Below are 24,993 nucleotides of genomic sequence, written 5' to 3'. Positions count from 1 at the left end.
TCATTTGAGGGAGGAGGTGAGGGTAAAGGCAGTTAACTTGTAGGATTTACTCCTTAAAAGGTGCAACTTATCAAAATAGCAAAAGGAGGCACAGATAATGGCATTTGAACCAGCACAGGAACAAAAGATACTCAAGTATGAGGAGCTCAGGATTTACTCCGACGAGGAGTTGAATAATTATACAGAGGAAGAGCTCAAGAATTTCAAGATAAAGCACGAGATCCCGGATGTGGATGAACTGGAAAAGGGGCCTTGGCCGAGTTTTGTGGCCGATACCAAACGAGAGGCCCTGCACCGCAGAAAACTGGCAAAAGATCGAATGATGATTGAGGCGGATGTGGCCGAAGATCTGCTGGGACAGCTCCAGGTCTCTTTTGACGACGGCGAAACCCACTGGAAGCATGGCGGCATCGTGGGGGTGTTCGGTTATGGAGGCGGCGTTATCGGTCGGTATTCCGACCTGCAGGAGCAGTTTCCTTCCATTGCCCATTTTCACACCATGCGTGTGAACCAGACCATGAGCAAGTTTTATGATACGGATTATCTTCGATGCCTTTGCGACCTGTGGGAATATCGAGGGAGCGGTCTGATGAATATGCACGGATCCACCGGGGACATCATATTCCTGGGGACTTTTACCGAGCAGCTTGAGCCGGTTTTCTATGAGCTGGGTCACGTGCTCCAGCAGGATCTGGGCGGATCTGGATCCAATCTGCGCTCCCCTTCCTGCTGCCTGGGAAAGGCCCGCTGCGAATATGCCTGTATTGATACCCAGGATATGTGCTACGAACTGACAAACTATTACCAGGATGAACTGCACCGCCCGGCCTTCCCGTACAAGTTTAAATTTAAATTCGACGGCTGCCCCAACGGATGTGTTGCGTCCATCGCCCGATCCGACATGTCGTACATCGGGACCTGGAGAGACAATATCCGGATCGATCAGGAAGCGGTCCAGGCATATATCGGCGGCGAAATTCCGCCCAATGGCGGTGCGCACGCCGGGAAAGACTGGGGGAAATTCGATATCGAAAATGAAGTGATTAATCGCTGCCCCACCCAGTGTATGTGGATGGAAGACGGCAAACTCATGATCGACGACAAGGAATGTACCCGCTGCATGCACTGCATCGATACCATGCCCGCCGCCTTGAGACCGGGCACGGACACCGGGTGCAGCATCCTCTTCGGGGCCAAGGCGCCGATTCTCGAGGGCGCCCAGATGTCGGTCCTGACCATTCCTTTTGTAAAGTGTGAGCACCCCTACGACAACATCAAGGAGATCGTGGAAAAGGTGTGGGACTGGTGGATGGAAGAGGGGAAGAACCGCGAGCGCTTAGGTGAACTGATCCAGCGCTACGGAATCCCGAAATTCCTGGAGGTGCTTGAAATTCCTGCCATGCCGCAGATGGTGACAGAACCCAGGAGTAACCCCTACATCTTCTGGAAATCGGAAGATGTGCCGGGTGGCTTTGAACGCGATATTAACGTATACCGAGCCAAGCATAAGAGATAGGAGGTACATAGAATGGCATTATCTACTGAGAGATTAGGGCTGTACAATCCTGAAAAACCGATGCAAAACAGGCTCACTGACTTGGGGCCCAGGCACTTCTGGCAGTACTTTCCTCCTATTATCCAGAATAACTACGGGAAATGGAAATCTCATGAGATTCTGGAGCCGGGTATCCTGGTTCATGTGTCTGAAACAGGCGATAAGGTTTTTACTGTCAGATGCGGCGGCTGCCGCTTCATGTCGGTGGAACATATCCGGGAAATGTGTGAGATCGCAGATAAATATTGCGACGGCTATCTCCGGTTCACCACTCGAAATAACATCGAATTCATGACCGACAGTCAGGATAAGATGGAGGCATTGAAAAAGGATTTACAGAATCGTAAGCACGTAACCGGCAGCTATAAGTTCCCTATCGGCGGGACCGGCGCCGGAATCACAAATATCGTGCATACCCAGGGATTCCTCCACTGTCATACACCGGCGACCGATGCCTCATCCATGGTCAAGGCGGTCCTGGACGATCTGTTCGACTATTTTCAGGGCATGACCCTTCCGGCCCAGGTCAGGATATCCATGGCCTGCTGCCTCAATATGTGCGGGGCTGTGCATTGCTCGGATATCGCCCTCCTGGGGTATCACAGAAAGCCGCCGGTCATTGACCATGAGGTCATTGATTCTCTGTGTGAGATACCTCTGGTCATCGCGGCATGCCCGACAGGGGCCATATCGCCCGCCAAGACCGAAGAGGGGAAAAAGACCGTTAAGATCAAGGACGAACGGTGCATGTTCTGCGGAAACTGCTATACCATGTGCATGGCCGTGCCCCTGGCCGACAAGGAAGGCGACGGCGTGACGATCCTGGCCGGAGGCAAGATTTCCAACCGGATCAGCCCGCCTGAATTTTCCAAGGTGGTGGTCCCATGGCTCCCGAACGAATTCCCCAGGTATCCCGATGTGTGCGCGCACGTCAAGAGGATCGTTGAGGCCTATGCAGCGGATGCCAAGAAGTATGAGCGAATCGGCGATTGGGCCAAGCGCATCGGATGGGAGCGGTTCTTTGAGAAATGCGACCTCCCCTTTACCGAACATCTCATTGATGATTATCGACTCCAGTATGATACATACCGGACATCCACCCAGTTTAAATATACTGAGGCGGCGTGGGAAGTCTCAAGGGCGGCCGGCGGGATTGAATAAACAACCCGCCAATCATTAGCAAAGAGGAGTATTCAAATGGAAGATATGAAAAAGGCCATTCTGGACTTTGCCGAAAACAGCAAAAAGACGAAGTTCTATTTTAACGATATTGAAAAGGCTGTAAAAAAGGTGATGCCGGATGCCAAGGCCCGGGAAATCAAGAAGGCCGCCACTGCCCTGATCAACGAAGAAAAAATGATCTACTTTTCCACCGGCAGCAGCACCATGTATGGCCTGAAAGGTAGAGGGGTCACAGAAGACCATTAATCACTCCGTTCAGGCTGTGAACGTTAGCTGATGACAAGAGGGGTCGCCGTCCGGGACCGGGGGGCGACCTCTTCCTATTTTACGAGGTCTCAAATGAAAGAACCGCAGGGTGCAGAGAATTTTATTGCCGAGCAGAAAAAAGTGCGGGATGAAAATTCGGAATGCGCCAGTTCAAGCTATAATCTGGGTGTAGGCCTGATGGAGCAGGGCAGGCTGGACGAGGCGATCGATGCCTTTAACGATGCGATCGACAACAGCGGCAGGATGTTTGAGGGATATGTCAACCTGGGCTATATCTATTTCAAAAAGGGCGATTTGGAAATGGTGGTCGAGTCCAACAAGAGGGCCATCGAAATCGAGCCTCGATACGCGCGGGGATATGCCAACCTGGGCTTTGCATACCTTCAGATGTCCCGGACCGACGAGGCCATTGAGGCCTTGAACAAGGCCATTGAGCTGAATCCGGGCATCGTTCAGGCCTGGAGCAATCTGGTGAACGCCTATCTCCAGAAAGGCGATGTGGAACAGGCCATAGAGACAGGGAAGAAATTGGTGGACATGGCCCCTGATTTTGCCCTTGGTCACAACAATCTGGCCTCTTCATATTATAATAACAATGAATACAAGAAGGCCATCGAGCATCTGGACAAGGCCATTTCACTGGGATTTCAACCCCACCCCGAATTTCTGAAAGCGCTGGAGCCTCACCGTTAAAATGGATTTCTCCTATCTATTCGAACCTTACGAGAGCATCGTGTCAAAGGCGGATGAGTCGTTTCATCGGGCCAGAGAACAATTTTCCGAGTGCATCCGATGTGAACCCCATTGTGCGGACTGCTGCCACGCCGTGTTCGGCCTGTTTCTGATCGAAGCCGCCTTTCTCAAACGCGATTTTGATCAACTTGACGAAGCGGAACGGAAAGCGGCGCTCAAGAGGGGCCGCGATGCGGACCAGGCCCTTGAAAAGCTGGAAGGAACCCTGAGATCATTCAAAGATGATCCTCAGATGATCTCCTATTCATTAGCCAGAGCGCGAATCCGCTGCCCCCTGCTGAATGACCGTAACGAATGCGTACTGTACCCTTACCGGCCGATCACATGCCGGGTTTACGGCATTCCGACCCGGGTCCGGGGGGTACCCCGTGTCTGTGGAAAGGCGGATTTCAAAAAGGGACAGGAATATCCTGTCTTCGATCTTGACGAGGCCCATCGCGAACTCCATCAGTTGTCCAAGGAAATCTTGGAAAGGGCTGGGGGAAAAGATCTTGAAATGTCGACACTGCTTTTATCTGTTTCAAAGGTAATAAAAACGCCCTTTGAAGAACTCATCACCGGTCTTCCCGGAGGATCTGGCACAAGGACCTGACATGGTCTTTGAGATGTGCGTTTATTATATGAAATTCAGCGGGATTCTCTTCATAATAGAACGCCATCAACGGGGTATAGAGACTTTCAAGCTCATCCTCGTCCAACGACTTCAGCAGAGACAGGAGTTTCTGAATGTCACCAGGCGTGAGCATATCCTTCTCGGCCAAGATTTGAAGTGCCTCAAAGAATCCTTCAATTGCAGCCCGCAGGGAAAAATCCCCGGCCCAGACGGCTTCCCCCACGCCGTTCACCCTGTCCAACCGCATCCGAACCGTAAGGTTCAGAAAAAAATAGGCAACGGCAATGGTCGGATGGACGCCATCCTCTAAGAAGACATCCATAATCGACCGATAGTCTCTGGCTGTGGTGAGCTTGACATGGATGCCGTCATCCCCGATTTTCACCACAAAGTCTCCGGCTGCATGGCTCCAGGGAATGATCTGCTTGAAGGTGTGCACATCATAGTAGAGGGTAAGAATTCTGGATGCCTGCCTGAAAATCTCGAAAGCTTCCGCTTCGGAAGCATATCGATGACCGTTTTCAAGGTCCCAAATACAGACCTTCTGGCCATTATCCGCCCCATGCACGGCAAAATGCCATTCATGGTAGTCTTCAAACCATTCGGAAAGCATCAGGGTCAGCGTTTCATAAGATGAATATCCGTCTTGGCATACCACATCTCCTTTTTTGTAAACCTTCGGGAGATAGGAAGCATCTAAACGATGAAGCGATTTCACGATCTCGTATTCCTTTGCCAAGCATGCTCTTGCGCCTTCCGAGACGGCGGTGCTGACCGCAAATTTGATAGGCCTGTCACCAAGAAGCATTTCGACGCTCGACACATGGTAGAGGACCCCATGCTTTTCGCTCCGGATCCGCATCCGTTTGATGGTGCCGACATCATCTTCTCTCAATGGCGTCTCCTGGAGGGCATCGATCAGACGGTCCCTTTCATCTTTCAAGACGAATCTTTTGATTGCCTCGAAATAGTCTCCCAACGTCAAAAAAAGATGCGGTTCTGAAGGCGCGATCAGAAAGGGTCTTGTGAGATCTTCAGCCCCAAGGGGGATGTCCCCCTCGGGGGATGAGAATAGATCGTCTATCAAAAGGGTTGAATCATTCAGGGAAGGGTTTTTGTGCACTGTCACGCGCCGCCTCTGACCCCTATTTTCTCCAGTGCCTCAGATGCGATCCGACCGATGCTCAATTTCATTATATCTCCGTTCTCATATAGATACACCTCATCGGGTTCGTCTACGAGTTTCTCCAGTTCGCCCTTCGCTTCATGGGCCATGAGATTCCCCATGAGCCAGGCTGCATACCCGCGCACTGCCGGATCTGGATCTTCGAGGTAGACGAAGAAATGAAAGGTGTGCTTTCGGAGAAGGTCCGGCCTTGACATCGCCACCCGACCGATGGCTTGAAGGGCTTGGGCCCGCCGGGTTTTGTCGGCTAAGAACTGATATAGCTGCGCAACATATCCTGCAAACAGATCAGGCCGATGGCTGATTATTTCGCCGATCGCCTCAAAGGCCCCCCAGGTAAAGGCCGCCGTGTCCGAAATAGCGTAAAAAAGCCCCTGAAGGAGTTTTGAAACGGCGCCGGGCTCTTGCTCGGCAATGACGGCGCATGCCCGGCCTAACATCTCCGCGGCCCTTTTTCGCAAAAGATCGTCGCCCGAATAAATCAGCCTCTGAAGATTTCTAATAAGCTTCTTGTCTTCTCCCGCAATATCGAGTATCGCCTCAATCCGAAACTCCCTTACGAGCGCTTCGATCTGGCTTTTGGACAGAGGCTTCTTCCCGATTCCCGGAGACGGCTTTCTGCGCAAAACAGGAGCAGATGCGGCCTTTTTCAACTTCTGTTGAACACCGTCAGAGGTTACTTCCCGAACATCTTCATGTAACCTGATGAAAAAAAGGACCCCGGATATCCGCCTGCTGTCCATGAATCCTCCCGGAATAATCATATGTCTGGCATAATCGTAATGCTCGACAATCTCCTGCTTGTAATCCTCTTCGGGCAGGAGATTCCAGGCCAGGTCCCAGTCCATATTACACCCGAACACCAGGGCCTCGATCATGGCGGACCCCTGATTATGTCCGGTTTCGTCACAGGCATACACCGCTCCGCAGGAACAGGATCCTACCGGCATCTCCCCGGGTCTGTGAGTTGTCAATTCCTTCGGCCGTTCAATCAGAAGACCGCAGAAGGGACAGCTCGGGGGGAGAGTCGTAGTCTTTCCCATAAATTTGCTTTCAAACATGGTCGTTTAGGTCTCTTTCAGAATGGGGTACGGCAATTCAAAACTCCTCGATTCCGGATCATACTCAAATCCTACAATATCCAGCCCTGCCCGATTGGACCTGAACTCGATGAGCCAGTGTTTGTATTCCTCTCCGGCAAACTCACAACAGATCATTCCGTTCCGCGCATGCATCAACATGAGCTTTGGTACGATGTCCATCTGAAAGATCTCGCTTATTCGAGCCCGGTCATCATCACTTAATTCAGGGAGAAAGCATTGTGAGAGGGATGGATCATTCATCTGGATGGTCCTGGCAGGTCCAGGGTCATGCATTGATTGCCGCCGCCGCACGATTTGGCTGTGATCTTAGGCTGGTTACCGCCGGGACCCGCTCCGATGGAATAGTTGGTCCGGCTGACCACCCGCTCAATGGTTTCCGACTTGCATTTGGGGCAGGTCATATCCGCCTCTTCGTCCGAACCGATGAAGAGCTTTTCAAAAATCTCGCCACAGGCGGCACACCTGAATTCAAAAATGGGCATTGTTTTACTCCTATTAAATAAGGTATAGAAAGTATAGTCACCTGTCAGGACAAAGTCAAACCATGATCCTCTCATTTCATCCATGCATTGATGCGGACCTCCAGATCATCCTCGGGGACCGGCCGCTCGACTCAGGCATTCGGGAAACCATCCAAAATGCCGACGCCGTTATCCTTCCCCAGGCATGCCCTCAGCACCTCTATGAGGTCTGCATCGCCAAAGGGGCGCACCTTTTCCCCAATTATAGTGTGCGCATTCGGTATCCAGGGAAAATCGGCCAGGCACAAATGTTCAGGGACCTGGGCCTTTCCCATCCAAAGACACGGCCGTGGAAATCGGTCAGACAATTCAAGGATGCCCATCAGAAACCAACGGATATGCCCCATGGAATTCCCTTTCTCATCAAGGAAGACCGGCGCCATGAGGCAGAGGGGATATTTCTGATTGAAAACAGCCATGGATTGAAGGCCGCTCTGGAGAGTCTTGTTTTGAGGGAAGGCCCCGGCATGCAGGGGTTTGTCACCCAGGAGTATGTCCCCTGCGGAGGGACTGTCCTCAGGGCGGTGATCATCGGGAAGCGGCTCATTACCTATTGGAAACGCCCCAGTGAACCTGGACAAAAAATAACCACCATCAGCCGGGGAGCGGTGATCGACACCGACTGGCGGCCAGAACTTCAAGAAAAGGGTCGCGCATACACCCAGGAACTCTGCAAAAAAACAAAAATCAACCTGGCGGCCGTCGACTTTGTGTTCCCTATCGGCGACAAAGATCCTGAGCCACTTTTTTTGGAAATCAACTACTATTTCGGCAGACGCGGCCTGGGGGGCGCGGAGGCCTATTATCGTTTACTTTACAAGGCGATACAGGATTGGCTGGCGCACATAGGAATGGACCCGCAGGGGGTAAAGCTCATATGATGAGCGACATGAAAGCCGACAGTTGTTCCGCCTTAACCCTTCAGTGTCTTTACATATGCTTTTCGCGATCTTGGGCCGTCAAACTCACAGAAAAAGATCTTCTGCCAGGTCCCTAAGACCAGACGGCCGTTTTCAACGATCACGGTAACCGAGCTGCCGATGAGCGACGTCTTGATATGGCTGTCCGAATTCCCTTCCATGTGACGGTATTGATCGTTGGGCGGAATCAGTTCATTCAACTTTCGAATGATATCCGTACACACAGCCGGGTCAGCCCCCTCATTGATGGTCACCCCACCGGTCGTATGGGGCACGTAGACCACGCAAATCCCGTCCGCCACACCGCTCTTTGAGACTTCTGCACTCACCGGTGAGGTGATATCGATCATATCGATTCTTGAACCGGTTTTTATGCGAATAGTTGCTGGCATAGGCGACTCCTTAAAGATCTTGTTCTCAGGTCAGTATAATGGGAGAAGCGGCATCCCTCCTGCCGGAAGCATGTTCACGGACCTTTTCTTCCACGGCGTTATTATAAAAAGCGATGCTTCTCTGCAGAAGGATCTCAATGACCGGGTTGGCCTTCAGAGACGTGACTTCCTGCGTAGTGATCTGCGCGGCGGCCAGGGCCACCTTTGCCGTCTCTTCATGCCCGATCTTCAGGAATATGTATGCCATCTCTTCCAGACGGCCCTTCAGTCGTTGCCGCTCCTCTGCTGTAAAGATCTCGGCCAGGCATTTATCCTGGATCTCCCGGATCCTGGCAGATTTCTGAACCGGGGAAAGGACGATGGGACTCTCATGCACCCGGTACATCTCTTCCATAAACGGCGTCATCGCATCGAGTTCAATGAGCCAGGTTTCCATCAACGGGTCTTCCAGGAGGTCTCTGATTTCCGCATCGGTAGGGGTGTGTTCTGAAACAGCGCTTTCTGAAACCAGGTCGTAAACCAGCGGCCGTTCAAGGGGGGCCGCATGTTCCAGAAGCCTCGGCCTCAATTCAAGATAATCCTCCGGCGCATGGGAGTTGAGTGATACCTCCCTTTGGTAGGCCTCCTCCAGGAGTGTTGTTCCGTGTGCGAGCGATGTATCTACAAAGGGACCGGCCTCCCTTTGAAACCGTTCTTTCAGTTCCTTTGCGTCTCTCCTGCTTACGGTACGGAATAGGAACTCCTTGAATCCTTCTTTATCGGAGATAATCCCGAAACCCGTATCGACCTCTTTCCCTCCCCGGTGCAGGATAACTCCGACGGCCCGGAGACCCGCCCCGTTCACAGGTCCGAGATAGCACTGAGGGGGGTCTTTCCGGAAAGGCTTCAGAATGGGAGGAGAATCTTCCCTTTCAGAAAAAAACTCCTTTGTGGAGATGCCCTTTTGTTCGAGCCTGAATACGGCCCGTTTGACAGCCTTTCCGACAATTTTGTCCTGGAAAGACGCTTTCAGGGCTGACAGCAGGGGAATCACGGATGCGTCTGATGGGAGAAGTTCTATGAGACGTCGCGCAGAAAGGGGATTCGGAATCCTTTTTACAATATCCACAGGCGCGCTGATCCCCATCTCCTCAATGAGCTGGGCAACCAGGCCCTCTTCCTCCGCGCTGAGGAGAGGTGGGGATGAAGGCCTCTTCCTAGGTTTCTTTTTTCGTTTCATGCAGCCGTTTTTTCCTCAATCGCCACATGATCATCGTAGCCCTCCTCTTTCAAATAGACATTGATGGTCTGTTCAGGGGAGGTATTCCAAACCCCGCCGACATAATTGGGTGAAATCGGTAGTTCCCGGTTACTTTCTCCACGGTCCGCCAAAATGGCCAGCTCGATCTTTCTTGGGCGTCCGAAATCCATCAGGGCATCCATGGCAGCCCGAACCGTTCTTCCCGTGAAGAGGACATCATCTACCAGGATAACCCATTTGTCATCCACCGAAAAGGGGAGGTCGGTCTGCCCGACTACCGGGGTCGGGCCGATTCTCGTCCAGTCATCCCGGTACAGGGTGATATCCAGAATGCCCAATGGCGGCATCGGCACATTCAGACCGGCTATGGCCTTCTGGATCCGGGCGGCCAGAAATGCCCCCCCGGTACGGATGCCTATAAGAACAACCCCGTTTCCAGAGCCGTTCTTTTCGACGATCTGACGCGCAATCTTGTCAATACGCTCTGCCACGTCCTTTTGTTTCAATATAACCGACTTTGTCACAGCAACACCAGATACAAAATTAGGGAATCACATACCGCTTAGCGCGTCCGGCCAAAACCTTTCGCACGATAAAAGAGTTGCAATCCTGGAGAGATGTACCCTCCAGGGGGTCGGACACATTCCCAAACGTTTCTTTAGGGAAAAGTATTTTAGATACCAGTATTTTCAAGCAATGTCAAAATAAATTATTTAAGGTTTCACACCCTGACCTTTATTCTGGCCTTGCGTTTCGATTGCCCTTCAAGCCCCTTTCACTTGATATCCTTTTCCCAATCATCTCGTCGCTTCCCATACGTCACCATGGCCGAAACGGCCCGGGCCGCACGTTCAGGTCCCGGAAAGACAGGGACGCCCCGGTCCATAAGCCCTCGGATGGATGGGTCGTCGGGACTGCGAAAGGTAAACCCCACAAGCGGTTTATCCCTTGTCTGTGCCAGGCGCGCAACAGCGCTGCACTGTTCGTCCATAAGGGTCAGGACCTGATCGGCAACCTGTTCCGGGGGCAACCCCATCTGCACGAGGGCCCTTTTGACCACCTGAGCCGGGGTAAGAAAATAGATGAGGAGGGTATCGGCCCGGTCTTCCCGGATAAGAATCTCCGGAATACTCGAATAAAAGTCATTAGGATTCTTGGTAAAGGTAAGATCGACCGGATTGCCGACGCTCCCGGTACGAGGTACAAAGGGTGCCAGCTCCTTCACCGTCTTGTCTGAAAGTGAAGGGAGATTCAGACCTGCCCTGCCGCAGGCGTCGGCAGCTGCGGCCCCCGGCCCGCCTGAATGGGTCTGAATCACCACCCTCGGCCCCTTGGGGAGGGGCTGGCTTCCCAACACCCAACAGAAATCGAATAATTCGGTAACCGACCGGGCACGTATGATCCCGCTCTGCCTGAATATCCCTTCATACAGCTCATCCGGGCCTGCCAGGGCCCCGGTATGAGAAAAACCGGCGTGTTTCCCTGTCTCGGATCCGCCCACATAAAGGGCCACTACCGGCTTATGGGGGATGATGGAGCGGGCGGCTTCAACGAACTCCCTGCCCCGCCGGATTCCCTCTATATAGAGGGCGACGACCTTTGTATGGGGACAAACCGCCAGATATTCCATGGCATCAATCAGGTCGAGATCCGCTTCATTTCCCACGCTGAAGGCCGTACTGAATCCCAGGCCCATCCTGGCAAGATAATCAAACATCTGGGTAACAAGGCTCCCGCTTTGAGATGCCAGACCGATAAACCCGGCCGGCCCTTCATAGGGGATAAAGGTGGTATTTACCTGCCGGTGAAGGTTGGCTACGCCGAGACAATTCGGGCCCAGAACACGAATGCCGTATCGACGGGCGATCTCCACCAATTCCCTCTCAAGGGCAATCCCCTCCCCTCCAAGCTCTTTAAACCCGCCGGAAACGATGATCGCCCTCCGAATCCCTTTTTGGCCGCACGCCTCGATTTCAGCGTTCACAATCCGGGTGGGAAGCACTATCACCGCCAGGTCAGGGACATCCGGCAGATCGAGGACACTGGGGTAGGCCTTCAGGCCCAGCACCTGAGACTCCTTGTAGTGAACCGGGTAGACAGGGCCTTCAAAACCCGCGGCCTGCAATGATAAAAGGAGATTGGTTCCCATGGCGGTGATGTTGTTGGAAGCTCCAAAAAATGCAATACTTTTGGGATTGGCGATCTCATACAACGGACTCTCTTCAATGAATTTGATCATGTCGATTCCTTTCCAAGACACCCGCCTTTTTGACCGTTTATCACGGCTCGGGCACGATTTTTTTCAGAATGCTGGACCATAAGATAGGGGAGCCACGGTGTCAAGGGATTGCGCCTCGGGTATTGACAAAACATCCAAAAAGGGATAATGACCCTTCACCGGTCTTTATAAAGGGACACATGGATTTTGACTGGGCATGAGCAGGAAGCAAAGACCTTTTGAAAAGGAGCGAGACATGTCATACGATCTTACAGAAGAACAACAGATGCTAAAGGATACCGTGGCGCGCATCGCAAGAGAGCAGATTGCGCCGGGGGCTGAAAAGCGGGATGAGGAGGGGAAATTCGCCTGGGACATGGTGGAGGTCCTGCGGGACAACGGCCTGTTCGGGGCTGATTTCCCTGAGCAATACGGCGGCGCTGAAATGGGTCTGTTCTCCCTCTGCCTGATTATCGAGGAGATCGCCAAGGTCTGCGCATCCACATCGGTCATACTACTTGTCCATGAGCTGGGCACCACGCCCATCATGATTGCCGGAACCGACCCACAAAAGGAGAAATATTTCCCCAAGCTGGCCTCGGGCGAACACCTGGTGGCCTTCGGCCTTACCGAACCGAACGCCGGATCAGATGTCTCCGGGCTCCGAACCCGGGCGATCAGGGACGGGGACGATTATGTGATCAACGGCACCAAGATGTTTATCTCCCACGCGGATGTGGCGGATCTCGTGTGCATTGCGGCAAGGACCGATCCGTCCGCCCCCGGAACAAAGGGTACGAGCATATTTGTGGTGGAAAAGGGAACCCCCGGGTTCAGCATCGGCAAGCACGAAAACAAGATGGGCATTCGCGGATCTTCTACTGTGGAGATCATCCTGGAGGACGTGCGGGTCCCGGCGGAAAACATATTGGCCGGGGAGGGGATGGGGTTTGCCATTCTCATGAAGACTCTTGACCTGACCCGTATCCCGGTTGCGGTTCAGGCTGTTGGAATTGCCCAGGGGGCAATGGATTACGCCATTCAGTACACCAAAGAGAGGACCCAGTTCGGCAAACCGCTTTTTTCATTTCAGGGCCTTCAATGGATGATGGCCGATATGGCCACCCAGGTGGAGGCGGCCAGGCAGTTGACCTACAAGGCCGCCGCCCTTTTTGAAAAGCTACCCAAAAATCTGGACCGGCTCTCAAAAGACCTCATCCGGTATTCGGCCATGGCCAAACTCTTTGCTGCTGAGACCGCCATGAAGGTCACCACCGACGCGGTTCAGCTCCTGGGAGGATACGGCTATATCAAGGAATACCCGGTGGAGAGGATGATGCGGGATGCGAAAATCACCCAGATCTATGAGGGGACCAGCCAGATTCAAAAGGTCGTGATATCGAGCACCCTCTGAAGCCGGCACAGTTTTCTGAATGTCATTCACCGAAATTTGTTGACACACCCGACAGATGAATGGTAATAAGCTGCGACATGGGTGATCCATGTGATTGATTCCCCCCTTAAACAGGGGCCGACGTATCATCATGAACCGCGAGGGACCTTTTTCAAATGGATATCCTGATCCAGGTCATCATCACGGGATTTGCAACGGGCGGCTTATACGGCCTGATAGCGCTCGGATTTGTCCTTATCTATAAGGCGACCAGCGTCCTTAACCTGGCCATGGGGGAGTTCATGACCCTCGGCGCATTTATCTGTTTTACGGTGCTGACCCAGGTCAAGGTTCCTTTTTCCCTGGCCCTTCTTCTGACGCTTGCGGCAGCCATCGTCCTCGGCATCCTGGTGGAACGGCTTATTCTAAGGCCGCTTATCGGAGAGCCCATAATATCCGTCATCATGATCACCATCGGTCTCGGCGTTATCCTCAGAGGCCTGATGTATATGGTCTGGACGCCCACGTTCCGAAATTTTCCTGAAATCTTTCCCCCCGAGCCCCTGGATCTCAACTTTGCCGTGGTCCCGTCCGGGCTCTTGTGGGGCTTTGTCTTCGCCATTATCGCAACCACTGCATTCCTCCTTATCTTCAAGTTTTCCCGCACCGGCGTTGCCATGCGGGCCGTGGCCAGCGACCAGCAGGCGGCCCTTTCCATGGGCATCAGCGTCCGATGGGTCTTTGCCATTGCCTGGTGTTTCGGAGCCATGGCAGCAGTAATCGGAGGGATTGTCATCGGGAACATCAGCGGCATCAGCGTATACATGGGCGATATCGGGCTGAAGGTACTGGCCGTCATTATTCTGGGGGGCCTCGACAGCATCGGGGGGGCCGTCCTGGCGGGTTTCATCATCGGAATACTGGAAAATCTGACAGGCCTTTATATCGATCCGCTGGTAGGGGGAGGGGCCAAAGACGTGGCGCCTTTCTTTATCCTGGTACTCATTCTCATGATTCGGCCCTATGGCCTGTTCGGCAAGCAGCTCATTGAAAGGGTCTGAGGAATTGACGGTTGACGATTGAAACGACGGAAAGATCCTGCCGGACCGTGTATGACCCGAAACCAAGGATGAACAGCCAAGGAGAGTGTTTTTAAACGATGCGGTGCGGAGATTTTAAAGAAACCTATATCCAGGACGAGGCGATTTTTCAGTCTCTTTTTGTGAAATTCTGGTTGTGTCTCCTCTTTCTGTTTCTTCTGGGCTTGCCCTTTCTGGCCAACGCCTACATCCTCTATGTGGCCAATATGGTCGGCTTCGCCATCATCGGGGCCATCGGCCTGAATCTCCTCACCGGCTTTACCGGACAGATCTCCCTGGGCCATGCCGCCTTCCTGGGCGTGGGGGCCTATACCTCGGCCATCCTGGTTACCCGCCTGGGGTTTTCCTTCTGGCTGTCGATTCCCTGTGCAGGGCTTGTGGCTGCCTTGGCCGGATTAATTATCGGCATACCTTCACTTCGCGTGAAAGGTCTCTATCTCTGCATTGCCACCCTCGCGGCCCAGTTTATTTTCGAGTTCATCTTCACCCGGTGGGAATCCATGACCAAGGGAATCACCGGCATTCACATCCCTCCCCCGACCATCGCCGGCTTCGAATTTAAGACCGAAAGGGATTTCTACTGGATTACCCTCGTTTTTGTGGTGCTCGCTGTCGGCTATGCCAGGAACCTGATTCGTTCGCGAACCGGAAGGGCCTTCATCGCCATCCGGGACCGGGATCTTTCGGCTGAGATCATCGGGATCAATCTTTTCAGGTATAAGCTCAGTTCCTTTGCCATCAGCTCTTTTTATGCAGGCGTGGCCGGCGCCCTGTGGATGACCTTTCTCAAGGTGGTGACGCCGGATCATTTCCCTTTCATCCTGAGCATTCAGTACCTGGCCATGATCATCGTTGGGGGACTGGGGAGTGTTTTGGGCTCTATCTTTGGCGCCATATTCATCACCTTAACGCCTGAATTCCTCAACTATCTGTCAGAGGTCGTAAAGGCCAGTGCCCCTGGGTATGAAGAAATCTTTGTCCCCATGAAAGAGGTGATTTTTGGTCTTCTCATTGTCCTTTTTCTGATCTTCGAGCCGAGGGGCCTGGCTGAAATCTGGAACCGGATAAAGGTGTTTTTCAGGCTGTGGCCGTTTTCTTATTAGGCAGGCCGGGTTGGTAAAGAGAGTCTGGGACCGACGCTTGGAGAATTTCTGCCAAATTTGTGAAAGGAGGTGAACCAGCATTTATTTCAGATAGGGGGAATCAACCATCCAATTATGCAAAGGGGGGAATCATGATGAAAAAAATTGGCGCTTTGCTTTTCTGTATCATGGTGACGTTGGGAGGTCTGAGCATCAACACGGCCATGGCCCAGGATGAGGAACCCATCATCTGTGGGGTCCACCCATTCACGGGCCGTTTTGCCTTTGCAGGCATTCACGGCGCGGATGCCATGGAAGATGCTGTCGCCATGGCCAATGAGGCAGGAGGGGTCAACGGAAAGAAGATCAAATATTTCTGGGCCGATGGGGAATACAAAAATGACGTGGGCATTGCCGCCTTCAAGCGTCTTTATGCACAGCACAAACCCCAGGCCATGTGGGGACAGAGCACGGGCATGACCGAGGCACTGGGACCGGAGATCAAGGACCGTTACAAAGTACTGTATTCTGCCTATACCTTTGCCGAAATTGCCGCCGACCCTGCGAAGAACCCATACCTGTTTCTTCCCGGACCCACCTATGTGGAGCAGTTCGGTATTCTGTTGAAATACATCTCCGAGCAGAAACCCGGGGCCAATATCGCCTTTTTTTACAGCGACACCGAGTTCGGGCGTGAACCCATCCCGGCGGGCCGAGAGATCTGCAAAAAGCTGGGTCTCAACCTGGTTGCTGAGGAGGTTGCCAAGGTAGGGGGCGTTGATATCTCCACCCAGGTTCTGGATATGAAGCGGAAAAAGGTGGACTACTGCATTTTCCAGGGGTTTGTCACCACGCCGATTACCGCGGTGATGAAACAGGCCAAAGATTACGGATTGAAGGCCCAGTTTATGGGGACCTTCTGGTCAACCGAGAAACACCTGCTGGACCAACTGGGACCCATGGCCGATGAATATGTGGGCGTCACAGCCTATTCCTATTACTACCAGGATGAAAACCCGATGATCCAAAAGATCCGTGCCTGGACTGAAAAGCATCACCCAAAAACAGCCGCATATCGTTCTCAGGCCTACATGCAGGTCTTCATGGGGACGCAACTCATCATTGAAGCCTACCGGATTGCGGCCAAAACCGGCGCCATCGACGGGACCAGTCTTGCCAAGGCCCTCCAGTCCATCAAGGGTTTTGACGTGGGCGGTCTCATGCCCCCGGTGACCATGAAGAACAACAGCATCCCCGTGGGAAGGATCGTGCGGGGCAATTCAAAGACCATGCAGTTTGATCCGATTTCCGACTGGATGACGCTGGATTGAGGTAACCGCTCAGCTTACAATAAAACCCTGACGGGTAAACTCCTTAGCCGGTTTTAAGCCCTGGTGTATTAATTCTTTGGAGTTAAGCCTTTTGCATAACCGGTCCATTTCAATGATTCTCCTGTCCTTGAAACCGCACAGGACAGGAGAATCTTGGATCATGAGATTGCTTTTATGGACATACTAACGCTTCCAGCCCTGTTGCATCGGAACGCCCAGACATACGGCGATTCCCGTGTGGCCATCCGGGAGAAAGAATACGGGATCTGGCAACCGGTCACCTGGAGGGGGTATTACGAAAACGTGCGGGATTTCGCCCTTGGACTCCACTGTCTGGGCTTCAAGCCGGGGGACAAGCTCGCCTATGCCGGGGACAACCGGCCCGAGGGACTTTATTCAGAACTGGCGGCCCAGTCCCTGGGTGGGACGATTGTGGGGATCTATCCCGACAGCAATCTGGACCAGGTGGAATACATCCTGAATCATTCAGACGCCGTTTTTGCCGTGGCGGGCGATCAGGAACAGGCCGATAAGATCCTGGACATCAAAGAGAAATGCCCCCTGGTTCAAAGGGTGATCGTGGATGATCCAAAGGGGATGCGTCGCTATGATGACCCGATCCTTCTCTATTTCAGGGATGTTCAAAAAGAGGGTCGCGAGTTATTTGAAAAGGAACCGCACCTCTTCGAAGAAATGTGGCGTAAGATCACCCCCGATGATGTCGGCATGATCAACTACACATCAGGAACGACCGGAGTCCCGAAGGGGAGCATGATCACCCAAAAGAACATGTACAGTGTGGCCAAGGGCCAGGACGATGTGGATGCTGCAGAAGATACCTTCGAGTATGTATCCTTCCTCCCCTTTCCCTGGATAGGGGAACAGGAATTCGGCGTCTACTGGTCACTGTATAAGGCCTTTACAGTCAACTTTCCGGAAAAGGTGGAAACGGTGCGCGAGAATATCCGGGAGATCGGCCCCCATATCATGCTGGCCCCACCTCGAATCTGGGAGCGCATGTGCTCGGACATTCAGGTCAAAATCCAGGATGCCGCCTGGATCAAACGCCTGGCGTACAAGATTTTCCTTCCCGTTGGCTACCGGATGTCCGAATTCAAACTCAAGAAAAAGGCCCTCCCCTTTCAATGGAAGCTGCTCTATGGATTGGGGCATTTGTTTCTGTTTCGTGCACTCAAAAACTACCTGGGGCTTGCCAGGCTGAAACACGTGTACACCGGTGGGGCCCCGCTGGGGCCGGAGATTTTTCAGATGTTCCAGGCCCTCGGCGTCAACATCAAGCAGGCCTACGGCATGACCGAGCAGACCGCTGCCTCCATCATCCATCGCACGGACGACATCCGTCTCGACACGGTGGGACAACCCTTGCCTGGAATCGAATTTAAGGTATCCGATACCGGCGAACTCCTCTCACGGGGGCCCACCATCTTTAAGGGGTATTACAAGAACCCCGAGGCCACTGCAGAGGCCCTCAGAGAAGGATGGTTTCATTCGGGAGATGCAGCGCTTATCGAAGAGGACGGCCACATCATCATTATAGATCGGATGTCCGATGTGATGAAACTGGCGGACGGGAGCAAATTCTCGCCCCAGCTCATTGAAAATAAATTGAGGTTCAGTCCCTACATCCTGGATGCCGTGGTCATCGGCCAGGAACGCCCGTTTATTACGGCCATGATTGCCATCGATATGCCCAACGTGGGCAAATGGGCGGAGAACAACCAGATCCCTTATACGACCTTTACAGACATCTCCCAGAAGCAGGAAACCTATGATCTGATTGCCCGGGAAGTGGCCAAGACCAATGAGTCATTGCCAAAGGTGGCCAAAATAAGGAAATTTGTCCTTCTCTACAAGGAACTGGATGCGGATGACGATGAATTGACCCGAACCCGCAAAGTGAGAAGAAAATTCGTTGCAGAGCGGTATAAAGATCTGATCGAGGCCCTGTATGGGGACAAGGAAGAGCTGCAGATTGAAGCGGATATCCGATATCAGGATGGAAAGGGATTCCGCATGAAGACCACTGTCAGGGTCAAGCAGGTGGACCCCGGTGAATAGAGTAGAAATGGACATCCAACATTCAACATCGAACGTCGAATCCTGAATGGAAAATAACGAAGAATATCAGCTTCAAGTTAAGGATATTCACCTCAGTTTCGGGGGCCTCATGGCGCTTAATGGGGTGACCACCGGTGTCAGGAAGGGGGAGATCTTTTCCATTATCGGCCCCAATGGTGCGGGCAAGACCTGCCTCCTGAACTGTATCAATCGATTCTACCATCCTGAAAGGGGGAGCATCCTTTTCGAAGGGCGGGACATCTCCCGGACGAAGCCGCACAAGATTGCCGGAATGGGCATCGCACGTACATTTCAGAACGTGGAACTCTTTGCCCATATGACGGTTCTGGACAACATCAAGCTGGGTGCGCACGTCCATTTGCGATCGGGGTTCCTTTCCGGGGGGATTTATTACGGAAAGTCACGAAAAGAGGAGATGGAACTCCGTAAAGAGATAGAAGAAAAAATCATAGACCTCCTGGAAATCGAACCCATCCGGAAACAGGTGGTCCATGCCCTCCCTTATGGGCTCCAGAAGCGTGTGGAACTGGCCCGTGCCCTGGCCATGAAACCGAGGGTCCTCCTCCTGGATGAGCCTGCCACCGGAATGAACCTGGAGGAAACCGAAGATATCGCCCGCTTTATCCTGGATATCAACGAGGATTGGGGGGTCACCATCATCCTGATCGAGCACGACATGGGGGTGGTCATGGACATCTCCGACCGGATCTGCGTCCTCGATTTCGGCCAGAAAATTGCGGAAGGCAAACCCCAGGAGATCCGGCATGATGAAAACGTCATCAAGGCCTATCTGGGCGAAGAGGACATTACCTACTCAAGGTTGGGTGCGTGATAGCGGCGTAAGGCATCAGGCGCGCCAGGCGTGAGGCATCGAAATCAATTTTTTTGTCCTTTGGGCCCCTCTGGTCCCTTTTTCGGTTAGAGAGCACTTAATGGAACCGCTGCTAGTCGTCAACAATATCGAGGTGATTTACCATAATGTGGTCCTTGTCCTGAAAGGAATGTCCCTCCAGGTCAATAAAGGACAGATCGTTACGGTCCTGGGAAACAACGGGGCGGGAAAGACGACCACCCTCAAGGCGATTTCAGGGCTCCTGAAATCCGAGGACGGCGAGGTCACCGACGGGTCCATCCATTTCCAGGGGCAACGGATCGACCGGAAATATCCGGAAGAGATCGTACGCATGGGAATATTTCAGGTCATGGAGGGTCGCAGGGTCTTTGAGGACCTGACCGTTGACGAAAACCTCATGGCAGGCGGTCACACCAACAAGGGAAGGGGCCTGATGCGAACGCACATGCGCATGGTCTATGATTATTTCCCAAGGCTCAAGGCCCGAAAAAATGTCCTGGCCGGCTACATCAGCGGCGGAGAGCAACAGATGCTGGTGATCGGCAGGGGCCTCATGTCCACCCCCATCCTGATGCTCCTTGACGAACCGTCCATGGGTCTCTCTCCCCTGCTGGTCTCTGAAATATTCAGGATCATTCAACAGATCAACAGGGAGGAGGGGGTGAGCATCCTGCTGGTGGAACAGAACGCCCGTCTGGCACTCTCCATTGCAAGCCACGGGTATGTCATGGAAAACGGCCGGATCGTCTTGGATGATTCGGTGGAAAAGCTCAAGGAAAATGCCGATGTCAGGGAATTCTATCTGGGTCTTACGGAAGTGGGAAAGAAAAAGAGCTACCGTGACGTCAAACATTACAAGAGAAGAAAGCGATGGCTGACATAGATACCCTAGATACCCGCTCATGAGGACGACTTGGTTCACACCGGGCACGAAACAAAGTCGATCCCTACCCCCGTGCCCGTCGGTCCTCTTCGCTTCGAATCTCACGACGCAGGAGTTTCCCCACCTTTGACTTGGGAAGCATGTCTCTGAATTCGATGTACTGTGGTATTTTATAAGAAACGAGCTGCTTCCGGCACCATTTCATGAGATCGTATCCCGTGATTCCTTTGACATCCGTTTTCAGGACCACATAGGCCTTGATGCGTTCACCCACCTTTTCATCCGGAATGCCCACCACACAGGATCCGATCACAGCGGGATGTTCCTGAAGCACCGCCTCGATTTCAGAGGCTGATATCCGATAGCCTTTGTGCTTGATGGTATCCACGGTGCGGTCCACGAAATAGAGATTTCCTTCTCCATCCATGGACATGATGTCCGCAGTGCGGTACCATTTTCTCCCCTCGATTTCTACAAAGGCCTCTTTGGTTTCTTCCGGTTTGTTGAGATAGCTCGTTACCATGAGATCGGAATTGACGAGGAGTTCACCCGGTTCCCCCTGCTTCACCGGCTCGAGGGTAGCGGGATCCACAAGTTTGATCCGCTTGCTCGGCACCACGCGGCCGACGCTCTTCGGGGGATTTGTAATGTTCGTCGGGCACATGGCGACCCCGCCGCAGGTTTCCGTGGCGCCGTAGCCTTGATAAATTATCCTGCCGAACCTCTCCTGCCACCGTTTCCCCACCTCTACGGGAAGAACATCGCCGGCACTGTACCAGTAAACCACGGAACTAAGATCATACTGGTCGAGCCGGTCGTGTTCCAGCATCATGCGGTACAGGGTAGGAACGCCGATCATGGAGGTGGCCTTGAACCGTTCGATCGATTCAAAGGTGGCGTCGATGTTCACCTTGGGCTGGAGCATGAGGGTGCCGCCCATAAACAAGGAGCCCAGGCTGCATGTCTGGCCGAGGATATGAAAAAGGGGGGCGTTACCAAATACGATGTTGTCCTCTAAAGGGACAAGATCCTTGCTCACGGTGATCTGTTCGGCTACGGACACCAGGAAAAGATCATGGGTGTAGGGAACGCCTTTGGGAAACTTTGTTGTGCCGCCGGTGTAAAGGATCTCGCACCTGGCCCGCCCGTCCCTGGTCAATGGCGGGAGCTTTGCGCCCGCCCCCCGGTTTTGGCTGAGGAGGGTCCGCAGAAAATAGGTGTTTTCCCCGAGAGTGGCCTTTCCTTTCGGAAGCACATCGAAGAGGGTGCCGAAGGCCCGCTTCCACCACGGCAGGAGGTCGGCCATGCGGGTGACGATTACATTCTTGAGTTGTGTCTCAGGCAATACCCGCTTTACATATCCGAAGTTGGTGTCTGCGCACACGATCGCTTCTGCCCCGCTGTCGTTCGTGATATAACGCAGGTCATGGGGGGTATAGATGGGCGTGATGGGTACGGGCACGGCGCCTGCCCGCTGGATACCCAGCCATGTTATCACCCACTGGACTGTGTTCGGGATATAGAGAACGATCCGTTGCCCAGGACTCACACCCAGATGGATGAGCGCGGCTGCAAAGCGCTCGGCCAGATCCTTGATCTGGTGATACGAATATCGGGTACCGAGGTAAATGACGGCAGGATGGTGCCTTCGCCTTTCGGCAGCGGCCTCAAACGCCGCATAGATGTTGTTTTCTTCCTTGTTACTCATTTGGCCATTCGATCCATTCAGGTCACTTGATGCCGGGTTGAGGTCTCCTTGGAAGGCCTCTTTGTTAAACCCCGAAATAGGCGGCCTTGATTTCGGGATTGTCCATCAGCTCCTTCCCTGTCCCGGACAGGGTCAACATTCCGTTTTCAATGACATACCCCCTGTCAATGATGGGAAGGACCGGCCGTGCGAACTGCTCAGTGATGAGCACCGTGATCTCGGATTCCTTTTGAAGGTTGCAGATGGCGGTTACCAGGGATTTTTGCATCATCGGGCTGAGGCCTAACAGGGGTTCGTCCAGGAGGAGGAGCTTGGGCTTTACCATAAGACTCATGCCGATGGCGAGCATCTGCTGCTCTCCGCCGCTGAGGAATCCCGCTTTCCGTGATTTAAGGGGGACAAGGGCCGGAAAAAGCTTGAAGGTATATTGGGTCACTTCTTTTATTTCCGACCGGGTCCGCAGGTAACCGGCGATCTTGAGGTTTTCCATGACGCTGCTTTCCGGAAATATAGGATGCCGCTCCCTGGCAAGGGCAATCCCCCTCCTGACCCTATCGCTCGGCCGGGTGGTTGTGATCTCCTCTCCCTGGTAAAGAATGCGTCCGTAAACCGTGATTCTTTCCCCGCCCTTTCTTCGTTCCTTGATAGCCATATCGATAATGAGGCCCGAAAGCGTATTCATGAGGGTCGTTTTCCCGGCACTGTTGGAGCCGATGACGCCCACTATCTCGCCTTGCTTCACGCTCATGGAAAAGTCGTTGAGCGCCAGGGCGTTCTCGAAGAAAACCAAGAGATTCTGAACTTCAAGCATGGTCAGTCCGTTTCACCGACAGAACCCTGCCGACGCAAAGACACATCGTTCGGGTGGCATCTTTCATATCCGCGGGTTCCACCCTTGAATTATTAGTCCTCAGAGCCAAGGTAGGCCTTCTTGACCTCTTCATTCTCCATCACCTCTTTGGAAGGACCATTGGCGATCAGCCTCCCGTAGTTGAGGACCACCACCCGATGAGCGATGCGGAACACCTCCTTAAGCCGGTGCTCGATCATGATGATGGTCTTTCCCGCGACAAGGAGTTTCTCGATGATAGGAACAATGCTTGCCACTTCGGCAAGGCTGAGCCCTGAAAAGAGCTCATCTAGGATGATGAGGTCGGGCTGCAGGGCGATGGCCTTTGCCAGTTCCAGCCTTTTCAGATAGCCCTGGGGGAGGACGCTGGCCACCTTGTAAGCCACCTGGGCATCCCTTTCAAAGCCGACTTCTTCCAACAGGTCAAGGGCCACCGCACTCCTGTCGCCGTACTTGCCGCCCACAAGCTGCTTTACCCGGGGGGAGTAAAGGGGGATGATAATATTTTTAAATGCGGGGAGCTGGTAAAACGGCTTGACCATTTGAAATGTCCTGGCAATCCCTAAGCGTACGATCTTGTGAGGGGCCCAGCTGGTGATGTCGCGGCCCTGGTAGATGACGCTCCCAGAGGTCGCTTTCACAAATCCCGTGATAAGGTTTACGGTAGTTGTCTTGCCGGATCCGTTTGGGCCGATGATCCCGAGGAGTTCGCCCTTGTGGAGGTCGAAGGTGACCCGGCTTACGGCCTGCACCCCGCCGAAGGACTTGGAAAGCTCCACCACCTGCAATAAGGGTGCGGCATTCACTTTTCCACCTCCACCCATCTTTCGAACTGATGATACTTTCGGGTGATGAAATGAAAGATCCCCTCAGGGAGGGCCACGATGAAAAAAACGAGAAAGGCGCCGTAAAAAACGATTCTTAATCCGCCCAAGGCCCTGAGGGCCTCGGAAAGCGGGACCAGGATAAATGCCCCGAGAACCGCGCCGGCAAGTGAACCCCCGCCCCCCACAACCACCGCAGCGATAGGAAGGATGGAATAATCGAGGGCAAAGACAGGCATTCCCACAAACATATAGACATGGGTCATCATTGCCCCGGCAAAGGCGCCGACAGCGCTTGACAAAAACAGGGCCTGGGCCTTGAACCAGTAGATGTTGATGCCCGCATTCATCACCGATCGGTCATTGTCGTTGATCCCTTTGAGCACCAGACCGTAATCGGAATCCATGAGCCTTCGAAACCCGAAAAGGGCGGCCAGGAGGGCGGCCAGGCTCACATACGACTCGATCCAATGAGAGGGAAGCGGGGTCAGCCCGCTGATCCCTTCGGTTCCGCCTAAAATCTTGGTGGCCTCAATGATCCGGACCAGCATCAGCGGAATAATGAGGGTAACCATGGCAAAGTAGATCCCCCGCAGCCGCAAAACAGGGAGAAGAAGCGTCGTGCAGATAACCCCTCCCATGATGGTGGCCAGAGGGATGGTGATGAAAGGGGAAAGGCCCCAGTAATGGTTCATCGCCCCGGAGCAGTATGCACCCATGCCGAAAAAAAGCGCCTGTCCCAGGGAAACCATGCTGCTCTGCGCAAGGATATCCCAGCTGATGGCCAGCAGGCCGAATACCGCCACTGACAATAACACTCTCTGCCAGTAAGTGCCCAGAACAAGTGGCAAAAGGGCGCAAGCGATCAGGGGAAGAAGTCTCGGCCCTGAAAGATAGACCATCTCTTTCCATGAGAGGA

At 53.3% G+C, this 24,993-nt stretch carries 25 protein-coding genes; 13 read left to right on the top strand and 12 right to left on the bottom strand.

Annotation, left to right across the window (positions count from 1 at the left end; all coding sequences use genetic code 11):
• Positions 1-97: 97 nt before the first annotated feature.
• The 5 genes from dsrA to K9N21_05630 all read left to right on the top strand — a co-directional run bounded on the left by dsrA (position 98) and on the right by K9N21_05630 (position 4,349).
• On the top strand, positions 98-1,516 hold the full coding sequence (dsrA, locus tag K9N21_05650; protein ID MCF8143387.1) for a dissimilatory-type sulfite reductase subunit alpha: 1,419 nt from the start codon (positions 98-100) through the stop codon (positions 1,514-1,516).
• A 12-nt stretch (positions 1,517-1,528) separates the two neighbouring features.
• A complete protein-coding gene (dsrB, locus tag K9N21_05645) occupies positions 1,529-2,716 on the top strand; it encodes a dissimilatory-type sulfite reductase subunit beta (GenBank protein MCF8143386.1) in 1,188 nt (395 codons plus the stop codon).
• 36 nt (positions 2,717-2,752) lie between these two features.
• Positions 2,753-2,983 (top strand): dissimilatory sulfite reductase D family protein, encoded by a 231-nt coding sequence (locus tag K9N21_05640; GenBank protein MCF8143385.1) that lies wholly within the window; start codon positions 2,753-2,755, stop codon positions 2,981-2,983.
• Between the two features lie 93 nt (positions 2,984-3,076).
• Positions 3,077-3,697, top strand: coding sequence for a tetratricopeptide repeat protein (locus K9N21_05635; protein ID MCF8143384.1), 621 nt, complete (start codon positions 3,077-3,079; stop codon positions 3,695-3,697).
• Between the two features lies 1 nt (position 3,698).
• Positions 3,699-4,349 (top strand): YkgJ family cysteine cluster protein, encoded by a 651-nt coding sequence (locus K9N21_05630; GenBank protein MCF8143383.1) that lies wholly within the window; start codon positions 3,699-3,701, stop codon positions 4,347-4,349.
• Here K9N21_05630 and K9N21_05625 read toward each other — a convergent pair.
• The 4 genes from K9N21_05625 to K9N21_05610 form a co-directional block, all read right to left on the bottom strand.
• Positions 4,312-5,499 carry a hypothetical protein gene (locus K9N21_05625; GenBank protein ID MCF8143382.1) on the bottom strand — a complete coding sequence of 396 codons (1,188 nt, stop codon included), beginning with the start codon at positions 5,497-5,499 and terminating at the stop codon, positions 4,312-4,314. The genes K9N21_05630 and K9N21_05625 overlap by 38 nt on opposite strands.
• The gene (locus K9N21_05620; protein MCF8143381.1) at positions 5,496-6,617 is read right to left on the bottom strand and encodes a PBS lyase; all 1,122 of its coding nucleotides are present in this window, start codon (positions 6,615-6,617) and stop codon (positions 5,496-5,498) included. The genes K9N21_05625 and K9N21_05620 overlap by 4 nt, the downstream gene beginning before the upstream one ends.
• A gap of 6 nt (positions 6,618-6,623) precedes the next feature.
• The gene (locus K9N21_05615; GenBank protein MCF8143380.1) at positions 6,624-6,818 is read right to left on the bottom strand and encodes a hypothetical protein; all 195 of its coding nucleotides are present in this window, start codon (positions 6,816-6,818) and stop codon (positions 6,624-6,626) included.
• Positions 6,819-6,895: 77 nt separating this feature from the next.
• Positions 6,896-7,141, bottom strand: a complete 246-nt coding sequence (locus K9N21_05610) for a zinc ribbon domain-containing protein (GenBank protein ID MCF8143379.1) — start codon at positions 7,139-7,141, stop codon at positions 6,896-6,898.
• Between the two features lie 62 nt (positions 7,142-7,203).
• Between K9N21_05610 and K9N21_05605 the strand changes: the two genes are divergently transcribed.
• Complete coding sequence (locus K9N21_05605; protein MCF8143378.1) at positions 7,204-8,061, top strand: hypothetical protein; 858 nt, start codon at positions 7,204-7,206, stop codon at positions 8,059-8,061.
• A gap of 32 nt (positions 8,062-8,093) precedes the next feature.
• Here K9N21_05605 and K9N21_05600 read toward each other — a convergent pair whose 3' ends face one another.
• The 4 genes from K9N21_05600 to K9N21_05585 all read right to left on the bottom strand — a co-directional run bounded on the left by K9N21_05600 (position 8,094) and on the right by K9N21_05585 (position 11,971).
• Positions 8,094-8,492, bottom strand: coding sequence for a secondary thiamine-phosphate synthase enzyme YjbQ (locus K9N21_05600; GenBank protein ID MCF8143377.1), 399 nt, complete (start codon positions 8,490-8,492; stop codon positions 8,094-8,096).
• A gap of 25 nt (positions 8,493-8,517) precedes the next feature.
• Positions 8,518-9,711 (bottom strand): hypothetical protein, encoded by a 1,194-nt coding sequence (locus K9N21_05595; GenBank protein MCF8143376.1) that lies wholly within the window; start codon positions 9,709-9,711, stop codon positions 8,518-8,520.
• A complete protein-coding gene (gene pyrR / locus K9N21_05590) occupies positions 9,708-10,256 on the bottom strand; it encodes a bifunctional pyr operon transcriptional regulator/uracil phosphoribosyltransferase PyrR (protein MCF8143375.1) in 549 nt (182 codons plus the stop codon). The genes K9N21_05595 and pyrR overlap by 4 nt, the downstream gene beginning before the upstream one ends.
• A 251-nt stretch (positions 10,257-10,507) precedes the next feature.
• Positions 10,508-11,971: a CoA-binding protein gene (locus tag K9N21_05585; protein ID MCF8143374.1), complete on the bottom strand. Its 1,464-nt coding sequence runs from the start codon at positions 11,969-11,971 to the stop codon at positions 10,508-10,510.
• 235 nt (positions 11,972-12,206) lie between these two features.
• Here K9N21_05585 and K9N21_05580 point away from each other — a divergent pair, with 235 nt between their 5' ends.
• The 7 genes from K9N21_05580 to K9N21_05550 all read left to right on the top strand — a co-directional run bounded on the left by K9N21_05580 (position 12,207) and on the right by K9N21_05550 (position 20,692).
• Complete coding sequence (locus K9N21_05580; protein ID MCF8143373.1) at positions 12,207-13,364, top strand: acyl-CoA dehydrogenase family protein; 1,158 nt, start codon at positions 12,207-12,209, stop codon at positions 13,362-13,364.
• A 155-nt stretch (positions 13,365-13,519) separates the two neighbouring features.
• The gene (locus tag K9N21_05575; GenBank protein ID MCF8143372.1) at positions 13,520-14,404 is read left to right on the top strand and encodes a branched-chain amino acid ABC transporter permease; all 885 of its coding nucleotides are present in this window, start codon (positions 13,520-13,522) and stop codon (positions 14,402-14,404) included.
• Between the two features lie 98 nt (positions 14,405-14,502).
• Positions 14,503-15,546: a branched-chain amino acid ABC transporter permease gene (locus K9N21_05570; protein ID MCF8143371.1), complete on the top strand. Its 1,044-nt coding sequence runs from the start codon at positions 14,503-14,505 to the stop codon at positions 15,544-15,546.
• Between the two features lie 131 nt (positions 15,547-15,677).
• Complete coding sequence (locus K9N21_05565) at positions 15,678-16,856, top strand: ABC transporter substrate-binding protein (protein ID MCF8143370.1); 1,179 nt, start codon at positions 15,678-15,680, stop codon at positions 16,854-16,856.
• A gap of 174 nt (positions 16,857-17,030) precedes the next feature.
• Entirely contained in the window at positions 17,031-18,935 is a 1,905-nt protein-coding gene (locus tag K9N21_05560; protein ID MCF8143369.1) for an AMP-binding protein, read from the top strand.
• Positions 18,936-18,981: 46 nt separating this feature from the next.
• The gene (locus tag K9N21_05555) at positions 18,982-19,788 is read left to right on the top strand and encodes an ABC transporter ATP-binding protein (GenBank protein MCF8143368.1); all 807 of its coding nucleotides are present in this window, start codon (positions 18,982-18,984) and stop codon (positions 19,786-19,788) included.
• A 100-nt stretch (positions 19,789-19,888) separates the two neighbouring features.
• Complete coding sequence (locus tag K9N21_05550; protein MCF8143367.1) at positions 19,889-20,692, top strand: ABC transporter ATP-binding protein; 804 nt, start codon at positions 19,889-19,891, stop codon at positions 20,690-20,692.
• 64 nt (positions 20,693-20,756) lie between these two features.
• Here K9N21_05550 and K9N21_05545 read toward each other — a convergent pair whose 3' ends face one another.
• The 4 genes from K9N21_05545 to K9N21_05530 all read right to left on the bottom strand — a co-directional run bounded on the left by K9N21_05545 (position 20,757) and on the right by K9N21_05530 (position 24,976).
• Entirely contained in the window at positions 20,757-22,400 is a 1,644-nt protein-coding gene (locus K9N21_05545; GenBank protein MCF8143366.1) for an acyl--CoA ligase, read from the bottom strand.
• Between the two features lie 64 nt (positions 22,401-22,464).
• Positions 22,465-23,211, bottom strand: coding sequence for an ATP-binding cassette domain-containing protein (locus tag K9N21_05540; GenBank protein MCF8143365.1), 747 nt, complete (start codon positions 23,209-23,211; stop codon positions 22,465-22,467).
• A gap of 92 nt (positions 23,212-23,303) precedes the next feature.
• Positions 23,304-24,074, bottom strand: a complete 771-nt coding sequence (locus K9N21_05535) for an ABC transporter ATP-binding protein (protein MCF8143364.1) — start codon at positions 24,072-24,074, stop codon at positions 23,304-23,306.
• A complete protein-coding gene (locus tag K9N21_05530) occupies positions 24,053-24,976 on the bottom strand; it encodes a branched-chain amino acid ABC transporter permease (GenBank protein MCF8143363.1) in 924 nt (307 codons plus the stop codon). Before K9N21_05530 ends, K9N21_05535 begins: the two co-directional genes overlap by 22 nt.
• Between the last annotated feature and the right edge of the window lie 17 nt (positions 24,977-24,993).

It is taken from the genome of Deltaproteobacteria bacterium (genome assembly GCA_021737785.1).
Taxonomy (GTDB): Bacteria; Desulfobacterota; DSM-4660; order Desulfatiglandales; family Desulfatiglandaceae; genus AUK324.
The sequence above is the reverse complement of the archived record's forward strand: the minus strand, read 5'-3'. Positions and strand labels throughout refer to the sequence as shown.